The sequence below is a fragment of the Nocardioides sp. CPCC 206348 genome (assembly GCF_048654705.1).
Taxonomy (GTDB): Bacteria; Actinomycetota; Actinomycetes; order Propionibacteriales; family Nocardioidaceae; genus Nocardioides.
In genome coordinates this window covers 140890-150319 of the sequence record NZ_JBMCZA010000243.1, presented here as the reverse complement: position 1 = coordinate 150319, position 9430 = coordinate 140890, and the positions used below count along the sequence as shown (strand labels likewise).

9 protein-coding genes are annotated in these 9430 nt (G+C 69.7%); 5 read left to right on the top strand and 4 right to left on the bottom strand.

Annotation, left to right across the window (positions count from 1 at the left end):
- A partial coding sequence (locus ACOADB_RS29105) for an Abi-alpha family protein (RefSeq protein ID WP_378607514.1) occupies positions 1–608 on the bottom strand: 608 nt, incomplete at its 3' end.
- Entirely contained in the window at positions 605–1339 is a 735-nt protein-coding gene (locus tag ACOADB_RS29100; RefSeq protein WP_378607511.1) for a MerR family transcriptional regulator, read from the bottom strand. The genes ACOADB_RS29100 and ACOADB_RS29105, both read right to left, overlap by 4 nt.
- Positions 1340–1448: 109 nt before the next feature.
- Here ACOADB_RS29100 and ACOADB_RS29095 point away from each other — a divergent pair, with 109 nt between their 5' ends.
- Genes ACOADB_RS29095 through ACOADB_RS29085 form a run of 3 tightly spaced genes read left to right on the top strand, consistent with a single transcriptional unit; the run spans position 1449 to position 4468 of the window.
- Entirely contained in the window at positions 1449–2588 is a 1140-nt protein-coding gene (locus ACOADB_RS29095; RefSeq protein ID WP_378607508.1) for an acyl-CoA dehydrogenase family protein, read from the top strand.
- Between the two features lie 34 nt (positions 2589–2622).
- Positions 2623–3801, top strand: coding sequence for an acyl-CoA dehydrogenase family protein (locus tag ACOADB_RS29090; protein ID WP_378607505.1), 1179 nt, complete (start codon positions 2623–2625; stop codon positions 3799–3801).
- A gap of 34 nt (positions 3802–3835) precedes the next feature.
- Positions 3836–4468 (top strand): TetR/AcrR family transcriptional regulator, encoded by a 633-nt coding sequence (locus ACOADB_RS29085; protein WP_378607502.1) that lies wholly within the window; start codon positions 3836–3838, stop codon positions 4466–4468.
- 24 nt (positions 4469–4492) lie between these two features.
- Here the strand turns inward: ACOADB_RS29085 and ACOADB_RS29080 are convergent, their stop codons facing one another.
- A complete protein-coding gene (locus ACOADB_RS29080) occupies positions 4493–5314 on the bottom strand; it encodes an oxygenase MpaB family protein (RefSeq protein WP_378607499.1) in 822 nt (273 codons plus the stop codon).
- Between the two features lie 100 nt (positions 5315–5414).
- On the opposite strand from ACOADB_RS29080, the gene ACOADB_RS29075 reads away from it, so the two are divergent.
- Both ACOADB_RS29075 and ACOADB_RS29070 read left to right on the top strand, forming a co-directional pair.
- A complete protein-coding gene (locus ACOADB_RS29075; RefSeq protein WP_378607496.1) occupies positions 5415–7187 on the top strand; it encodes an AMP-dependent synthetase/ligase in 1773 nt (590 codons plus the stop codon).
- Positions 7188–7213: 26 nt separating this feature from the next.
- Complete coding sequence (locus tag ACOADB_RS29070; RefSeq protein WP_378607493.1) at positions 7214–8101, top strand: oxygenase MpaB family protein; 888 nt, start codon at positions 7214–7216, stop codon at positions 8099–8101.
- Between the two features lie 72 nt (positions 8102–8173).
- Here ACOADB_RS29070 and ACOADB_RS29065 read toward each other — a convergent pair.
- Positions 8174–9430: MMPL family transporter (locus ACOADB_RS29065; RefSeq protein WP_378607490.1), on the bottom strand; the 1257-nt coding region annotated here is incomplete at its 5' end.

Sequence of the window (9430 nt, the reverse complement as noted above, 5' to 3'; positions counted from 1 at the left end):
TCCATCGGACCACGCTTGCCCGCCTTGAGCGCCCGCAGGACGGCGGCATCGGCGCCGAGGATCTGGTAGTCGTTCTTGAGCCGGGGGTCCTCCGGTCCGGTCTCGACGACGCCGAGGGACAGCAGGTGGCTCACGTAGACCGGCGTCATGTGCGGGAGCGAGACGTTGGCCATCTTGCCGACGAGCGAGGCGTTCTCCAGGATCGGTTCGCCGCCGATCCCGCTGATGGTGCGGGCGTACACGTGCACCATCGGCGACGCGGACCCGTCGGACAGGGCGCCGACTATCCGCGCCTCGTCGGGCACCAGCTGGTCGATGATCTTGTGGAACAGCTCCTGTCGGCCCGCCTGGCTGTTCTGCTCCAGCGCCCGGTCCAGCAACCGGTCCATCTTGCCGCGCAACGGGGTACCGCCACGACTCTCCGTCCCGGCAGCGAGCTCTCGCGGCTGGCGGGGCGGGGCGGCGATGTCCAGGCGCGAACGAAGCGCGCCCAGCAGCTGGCGTTCGGTCCAGCCCACCACCTGCCGGCCGGTCACGACGACCGCCCGCGTCGTGGGTCCCCAGAGACCGAACGGGTCCAGGATCGGGCCCAGCGGCGGTCGGGTCATCCTGCGCCGCCCCGGACGGAGCGGTTGATCACCTGGTTGGCAGCGCGCTGGAAGCCACTGACGACGGCCTCGAGCGTGAGCTGCCGCAGCTGGACGATCGTGGACTGGAAGGTCGCTGCCTCCTCCGGCGTGTGGTGACTTCTTGCGCGGTAGGGACCGACGACCTGCTGCGCGAAGATCTCGGTCAGCTCCTCGGCGAGCGCCTCGCTGTGGCGCTTGACCGCAAGCCCGGCCGCGCGGATGCCGTCGGCACCGACGTCGAGCGAGAGCAGCCTGACCGTCGCGTCGAAACCCGGCTGCAGCTCGAACCGGCCCTCAGCGTGCTCGATGACACCGACGGCCGCCAGCAGGTCGAGCGTCCGTTCGTCGAGCGCCCGGCCGGCCCGGCGCTCGAGCTCGGCCCGACTCACGACCTCGGGGGGTTGGGGCGACCAGGTGGTCAGGGCCAGCGCCCGTACGGCGACCTCGTCGGCATTCCCGTCGGCAGGGATCCGCGCGAGATAGTCCTCGATCGCGGTGAGGCTCAGGTCGTGGTCCTGGAGCGCACGGACCAGCTTGAGCCGGGCGACGTGGAGGTCGGCGTAGAAGGCCTGTCGCCCCCGGCGCTCCGGAGGCGGGATCAGGCCGAGGCCGGCGTAGTAGCGCACCGTGCGCACCGTCATGCCGGCTGCCGCGGCCAGTTCGTCGACGGTCAGCCGAGCGACCTGGTCGGACGAGATGTCGTTCGCCACGATGCTCCCCTTGTCTCGTCACCCGTTATCGTGACAGTGATACTGTAACAGTAGATTGATCGTGGCACTGTCAACATCAGCGCCGAGCCCTACGTCAGGAGCCCTTCCCATGCGCGAACTCTTCCTCTCCGAGCACGAGGACTTCCGCGACTCCGTGCGGACGTTCTTCGCCAAGGAGGTCGTGCCCCACAACGAGCAGTGGGAGCGCGACGGCATCGTGCCGCGCGAGCTGTGGCTGAAGGCCGGCGCCGCCGGCATGCTCTGCTTCGACGTCCCCGAGGAGTACGGCGGCCCGGGGATCGACGACTTCCGGTTCAACGTCGTGCTGTCCGAGGAGCAGACCCGCGCCGGCGCGAACGGTCCGGGCTTCTCCGTCCACACCGACATCATCGTTCCGTACATCACCTCTCTCGGGACCGAGGAGCAGAAGCAGCGCTGGCTCCCGGGCTGCGTGACGGGCGAGACGATCACAGCCATCGCCATGACCGAGCCGGGCGCGGGGTCTGACCTCCAGGGGATCCGCACGACTGCGGTCGACCAGGGCGACCACTACCTGCTCAACGGGTCCAAGACCTTCATCAGCAACGGCATCAACGCCGACCTCGTGATCGTCGTGGCCCGCACCAACCCGGAGGCCGGGCACCAGGGCATCAGCCTGCTCGTCGTCGAGCGCGGCATGGCGGGCTTCGAGCGCGGCCGCAACCTCGACAAGATCGGCATGCACGCCCAGGACACCGCCGAGCTGAGCTTCACCGACGTCCGGGTCCCCAAGGAGAACGTCCTCGGCGCCGAGGGCAGCGGCTTCATCTCGTTGATGATGAACCTGCCGCAGGAGCGGCTGATCATCGCCGCCCAGGCTGCCGCTGCGTGCGAGGGCATCGTCGAGATGTGCCTCGACTACGCCAAGACCCGCGAGGCCTTCGGCAAGCCGATCGGCAAGTTCCAGCACAACCGGTTCCTCATCGCGGAGATGGCGACGGAAGCGAAGATCACCCGCGTCTTCATCGACGAGTGCGTCAAGAAGCACGTCGCCGGCACCCTCGACGCCGTCGAGGCGTCGCAGGCGAAGTACTGGGCGACCGAGCTGCAGAACAAGCTGGTCAACCAGGGTGTCCAGCTCCACGGCGGCTACGGCTACATGCTGGAGTACCCGATCGCCCGCGCCTACCTCGACAGCCGGATCTCCACGATCTACGGCGGCACGACCGAGATCCAGAAGGAGATCATCGGCCGCTCGCTCGGCCTCTGACCCCCTCCCCGCCGGACCCACCTGAGGAAGAACCATGGACTTCAACCTGCCCGAGACCGCGCTCGCCGTACAGGACGGTGTTCGCGCCGTGGCTGCTCGCTACGACCACGCCTACTGGTCCGAGTGCGAGGAGGCACACCGGTTCCCGACCGAGGTCTTCAACGACCTCGGCAAGGGCGGCTGGTTCGGCCTCAACATCCCCGAGCAGTACGGCGGCGGCGGGCAGGGCCTGCTCGAGGTGGCCATCGCCAACGAGGCCCTGTGCGCGTCCGGCGGCGGCGCCGGCACGTTCTTCTACGTGACGACCCCGGGCTTCGGTGCGACCACGCTCGTGCGCCACGGCACCGACGAGCAGAAGCAGGCGATCCTGCCCGGGATCGCCGCGGGCGACGTGCAGTTCTGCTTCGCGCTGACCGAGCCCGACGCCGGCAGCAACGCCCTCGAGATCAAGACCTCGGCCCGCCGCGACGGCGACGACTTCTTGATCAAGGGCCAGAAGGTCTGGATCTCCAACGTCGAGAACGCCGACTGGATGGTGGCCGTCACCCGGACCATTCCGGCTGCGGACGCGAAGCCGCGCACCAACGGGTTCACGCTCTTCCTGATCGACGTGAAGGAGGCGCTCGCCGCCGGCACGCTGACCTACAACCCGATTCCCAAGATGGGCAGCAACATCCTGTTCTCCAGCCAGGTGTACTTCGACGACGTACGGGTCCCTGCCCGCAACGTGATCGGTGAGGTCGACGCCGGGTTCGCCGTGTTGTGGGACGTGCTCAACCCGGAACGGATCCTGGCGGCGGCCGGCGGGGTCGGTGCGGCTGACGCCGCGCTGGCCTACGCCGCGAAGTACGCCACCGAGCGGGTGGTCTTCGGCCGCCCGATCGGCGCCAACCAGGGCATCCAGTTCCCGCTGGCGCAGATCAAGGCCAAGACCGAGCTCGGTCGACTGATGGCCTACAAGGCGGCGTGGCTCTTCGACCAGGGCCTGCCGTGCGGCAACGAGGCCAACGTGGCGAAGCTGACCGGCGCACAGGTCGCCTGGGAGGCCGCGGACCAGGCGTTCCAGACGTTGGGCGGCATGGCGTACTCCAAGGAGTTCCCCGTCGAGCGCTGGCTGCGCGACGCCCGGATCGGGAAGAACATCCCCGTTGCCGAGCAGCTGGTCCTCGCCCACATCGGTACGTCGATGCTGGGCCTGCCCAAGTCCTACTGAGGTCCGGCGCGCGGGATGATCTAGGCTCGCCCGCGTGTCGGTGAGTCGGTCGTATCGCGGAGTCACGGCCGACGAGCGGCGAAGCCGTCGCCGGGCGGCCCTCCTCGAGGCCGCGCTCGACCTGCTCGGGAGCGACGACGGCGACATCGGCGTACGGGCGGTGTGCGCGCACGCGAAGCTCACGCAGCGCTACTTCTACGAGAGCTTCGCGAGCCTGGACGAGCTCGAGCTGGCGCTGTTCACCGAGATCGCCGGCGAGGTCGCCCGGCAGGGAGCAGCAGCGGTCCGCAACAGCGCACCGACCGACCTGTTCGACGCCTGTCGTACCGCCTTCGAGGGCGCCTTCTCCGTCTTCCAGCAGGATCCGCGCAAGGCGCGGGCAGCGACGATCGTCTCCGCGAACACCCAGGGCCTGATGGAGGTCCGGCGCACGATCGTGACCTCCTACACCGAGGCGATGCGGTCCTTCCTCGGCCCGACGCTCGGCCTCACCGTCGACTCGCCCCGCGGCCGGGTCACCCTGCTGTACGCCGTCGGTGGCGCGCTCGAGGTGACGCAGGGCGTGCTGAGCGGCGAGGTCGACCTGACCCACAGCGAGCTGTGTGACGCCGTCGGGCAGCTCCTGGCCTCGTCGGTGCAGCAGCTGCTCGAGCAGCGGCCCGACTGACCCGCCCGGCCGGGCCAAGTCAGGTCAGGTCAGGGCCCAGCCCCGGCGCATCCGCAGTCGGACCTCGGCGAGCTGGAGCTGGATCGGCAGCATGCGCACCCAGCGCGGCAGCAGCCGCGACCCGAAGCGCACGACCTTCACGAACCGGTCGAAGCGGCGCTGGTCGGTCGCGGTCCAGGTCAGCCCCATCGCGTCACGGAACTCCGGCGGGAGGAAGCCCACCGTGGCGAACCGGTTCAGCGCCCGGTTGCCCACCCGCATCCAGCGGGGAATCATCTGCAGGTCCACGATCGCCAGCAGGTGCCGGCGCACCGGCTCGTCGTACCGCACCCGCTCGAGGCCCTCGGCCCAGTACACCTCGAACGCCTCCCGATCGGCCGGCCACATGTCGAGGGGCACCTGGAGCGAGGTGCCGAGGCGGCTGCAGTAGACGTAGAGCGCTTCCGCGTCGGCCTCGGTCATGGGCCCCAGGAACGCCAGCCTCATGTCGCGGAAGCCGATGTAGAGGCAGGCCGCGACCCACAGCTGCAGCGCCGGGTCGAAGGCGTTGTACTTCACCGGGCTGTCGGGTCCGGACCGTACGGGCACGTGCGAGCGGTTGACGGCCTCGCGGTACGCCGCCCGGTCGGCGTCGGTGCCGAACAGGGCGACGACGAGGTAGGTGATGGTGGTCCGCAGCCGCTTCCACGGGTGCAGCATCACGTTGCCGCTGTCGACCTTGCTCTCCACGACGCCGTACCCCACCTCGCGCCAGCCGAGCTGCATGATCACGTTGGCCGCGGACCCGAGGAAGCCGGCCGGGCCGGCGATGTGGTCACGGATGTCGAACGGGCGGGGCTGTGTCATGGGCCCACCCTGCTCCGATTCCGGAGGTACCGCATCGCCCTTCCCACACTTCGGACAACAACCGTTGTCAGAATTGCCGGAAGAGCGTAGTTTGCCGGGTGTGGCCACTGACAACCGCACGCTCTGCGCTGCCTTCCAGCAGACGGCCTCGGCTCGCCCCGACGCCGTCGCCCTCCGCACTCCCGACGACAGCGTCGCCCTCACCTGGGCCGAGTACGCCGCCCGCGTGCGCAACGTCGCGTCCGGTCTCGCCGTCCTCGGCGTGACCCGGGGCGACACCGTCGCCCTCATGCTGACCAACCGGCCGGAGTTCCACGTGGTCGACACCGGCGCCCTGCACGTGGGCGCCACCCCGTTCTCGATCTACAACACCCTGGCGAGCGACCAGATCACCCACGTCCTCGGCAACGCCGGCACCAAGGTCGTCATCACCGAGCTGCAGTTCCTCGAGAAGCTGAAGGCGGCCGACACCGACGGCCAGGTCGCGCACTTCGTCTGCGTCGACGGACCCGCCGAGGGCGCCATCACGCTGGCCGAGCTCGAAGCCGCCGGCGACCCGTCGTACGACTTCGATGCCGGCTGGAAGGCCGTCGAACCCGGCGACGTGCTGACCCTCATCTACACCTCGGGCACGACCGGGCCCTCGAAGGGCGTGGAGCTCACCCACGCCAACCTGATGGCCGAGATGGACGCGCTGGACGGGTACTTCCCGCTCACGCACGACGACAAGCTGGTGTCCTACCTCCCCGACGCGCACATCGCGAACCGGTGGGGAGCGCACTACAACAACCTGCGCTACGGCATCCAGGTCACCACGGTCGCCGACCCGAAGCAGCTCATCGCGACCCTGCCGAGCGTCCGCCCGACGTTCTTCGGCGCCGTGCCCGCGGTCTGGTACAAGGTCAAGGCCGGCATCGAGGCAGCGCTGGCCGCCGAGCCCGACGAGAAGAAGCGCAAGATCGCCCAGTGGGCGATCGCCACCGGCACCAAGGTGGCCTGGCTGAAGTCGGACAACAAGTCCGTCCCGATCGCGCTCCGGGTCCAGCACGCCCTGGCGGACCGGCTGGTGCTCAGCAAGCTGCGTGAGCGGATGGGCCTGGACCGGGTCCGGGTCGCCGCGACCGGCGCCTCCGCCATCGCTCCGGACGCGCTGGCCTTCATGCTCGCCCTCGGCGTCCCGGTGCTCGAGGTGTGGGGCATGTCGGAGACCTCGGCGGTCGTGACGATGAACCCGCCGGACGGCATCCGGATCGGGACCGTCGGCAAGGTCGTTCCCGGAGGGTCGGAGATCACGCTCGCGGCCGACGGCGAGCTGCTCGTCCGTGGACCGCTGCTGATGAAGGGCTACCGCAACGACCCGGTCAAGACGGCCGAGGCCATCGACAGCGACGGCTGGATGCACACCGGCGACATCGCGACGATCGACGACGAGGGCTACGTCCGGATCGTGGACCGCAAGAAGGAGCTCATCATCAACGCGGCCGGCAAGAACATGTCGCCGCAGAACATCGAGGGCGCGGTCAAGGTCGCCTGCCCGCTGGTGATGAGCGTCGTCGCGATCGGAGACGACCGGCCCTACGTCACCGCGCTGCTCACCCTGGACCCGGACGCCTGCGCGGCGTACGGCGCCAAGGCCGGGCTGGCCGATGCCTCCCCCGCCGTCCTCGCACAGGACGACACCGTCCGGGCACTCATCCAGTCCGGCATCGACCAGGCGAACGAGAAGCTCTCCCGGGTCGAGCAGATCAAGAAGTTCGCCCTGCTCGCCCAGCCCTGGGAGCCGGGCGGCGACGAGCTCACCCCGACGATGAAGCTCAAGCGCACGCCGATCGCGAAGAAGTACGCGACCGAGATCGACGCCCTCTACAGCTGATGGGAGCCGAACCGATCCGATCCGACGTGCCCGTCATCGACCCCGAGTCGGGCGAGGAGGCAGCCGCCTTCATCCGTGCCGACCAGAAGGCGTTGCGGGCCGAGGAGCTCGCGTTGCTGCGCCGGAAGATGGACGGCATCTCCGTCTTCATCGCCGGCACGTCGAACGTCGCGATCCAGCTGGCCTGGCCCGAGGTCGGGTACGGCGTCGTGGAGAGCCGGGTCGACAGCGGCAAGGTGACCCTGCATCCGTTCAAGCGGTTCCGCACCACGATCGGGTACCTCGGCATCGCCCTGCTCGGCAACCACCGACAGCGGCTGGACTACCGACAGGCGATCAACGCGCAGCACCGGCAGGTACGGTCCACGCCCGAGAGCCCGGTGAAGTACAACGCCTTCAACCGCGACCTGCAGCTGTGGGTGGCCAGCTCCATCTACTACGGCACCCGCGACATCTTCGTCCGGATGCACGGCCCGCTCTCCGACCAGGAGGAGCGGGTGCTGCTGCGCGCCAGCGCCCGGCTCGGAACGACGTTGCAGGTACCGGCCGACGCCTGGCACCAGACCCGCGAGGAGTTCCTGGCCTACTGGGAGCAGGGCCTGGAGCGCGTCCACATCGACGACCGGGTCGGCGCCTACCTGCGTTCGCTGCTCAGGGCCGACATCCTTCCGAGCCCGCTGGACCGCGTGCTCGGACCGGCGCTCGAATGGATGAACATCGGGTTCCTCCCCGATCCGGTCCGCGACCAGCTGGGCTACTCGTGGAGCGCGACGGACCAGCGGCGCCACGACCGGCTGCTGCGCACGATGGGCGTCGTGTCGCGGCCGTTGCCCCCTGTCCTGCGGGCCTTCCCGATGAACGCGATGAAATGGGATCTGGAGATCCGTCGCCGACTCGGGCGACCGATGGTCTGATGGCCTTCGACCAGCCGGCTCCTGCGCGACTGACTCGGACCCGGGGTGCCCGGCGGCGGGGCCTGAGTGGGCTCAGGCCTCCGTCGGCGCCTTCTGCGGCCACCACAACCACTTGCCCAGCAGCGTGGCCAGCGCCGGCACCAGCAGCGAGCGGACCACGAACGTGTCCAGCAACAGGCCGACCGCGATGGTGAAGCCGACCTGCCCGATCGTGGTCACCCGGCCGGCCATCAGGGCCATCATCGAGGCCGCGAAGATCACCCCCGCCGAGGTGATCACGCCACCGGTGGCGGCTGTTGCGCGGGCGATGCCGCGCGCCGATCCGTCGGGAGCCTCCTCGTGCATCCGCTTGGTCAGCAGCAGGTTGTAGTCCGCACCAACCGCAACGAGGATCACGAACGCGACCGCCGCGACCGTCCAGTCGAGGGGAATGCCCAGCCCGTACTGCCACACGAGCACGGACAGACCCATCGCCGCGACGTAGGACAACACCACCGTCGCCATCAGCGCGGTCGCCGCCACGAGGCTGCGCAACAGCAGGAGCAGGACGAGGAACACCGCGATCAGCGCGGTGATCGCGATCAGCTCCAGGTCCGACTGGGAGTACCTGCGCAGGTCGTCGTTGGTGCTCGCCATGCCGGTGACCATCACGTCGGCGTTGGCGAGCCGGGTGCCGCCGAAGGAGTGGTCGACGATGTCGCGCACCTCGGCCGAACGACTGGACGCCTCGCGGCCGAACGCGTCCGTCTTCCCGAGTACGACGATGCGGGCCGTGCGCCCGTCGGCGGAGACGAACAACCGGCTGGCTGCCTCGAAGTCCGGGTTGGTCAGCGCCGTCGGCGGCAGGTAGAAACCGCCACTGGCGGGGTCGTCGACCTCGTCGCGGGTCGCCTGGAGGTGCTGCGCCGCAGCTGCCAGTCCCTTCTCCAGCTCGGGCAGGGAGGCAGCCACCTCCTCGGTGCCGCCGCGGATCCGGTCGGCGCCCGCCGCGAGCTGGTCGGCGCCGGAGGAGAGGTCACCGAGCTTGTCGGCGAAGACCTGCTGGCCCTCGGCGAGCTGCTGGGTGCCGGTGCGGGCCTTCGCGATCCCGCCGCGCAGCTGGCGCAGCCCGGTGCGCAGGTCGCCCGTACCGGTGGCGATGGCGCGGGCGCCGCGCGCCGCCTCGCGGAGCCCGGGCAACAGCTGGTCGCGCTCGGCCTCCCAGATCTGCTTGATCCCGGCCCGGGCCCGGGAGCACGCCGGGTCGAGGCCACAGGTCAGGCTCTTGGTGGCCAGGGCGTCGTACGCGAGGCCCAGGCCGTCGACCGCGAGCTGGACCTGGTCGGCGGC

Coding starts and splice junctions, on each gene's coding strand:
- ACOADB_RS29080 (WP_378607499.1), bottom strand. CDS start 5,314: ATGACACAGCCCCGCCCGTTCGACATCCGTGACCACATCGCCGGCCCG.
- ACOADB_RS29095 (WP_378607508.1), top strand. CDS start 1,449: ATGCGCGAACTCTTCCTCTCCGAGCACGAGGACTTCCGCGACTCCGTG.
- ACOADB_RS29090 (WP_378607505.1), top strand. CDS start 2,623: ATGGACTTCAACCTGCCCGAGACCGCGCTCGCCGTACAGGACGGTGTT.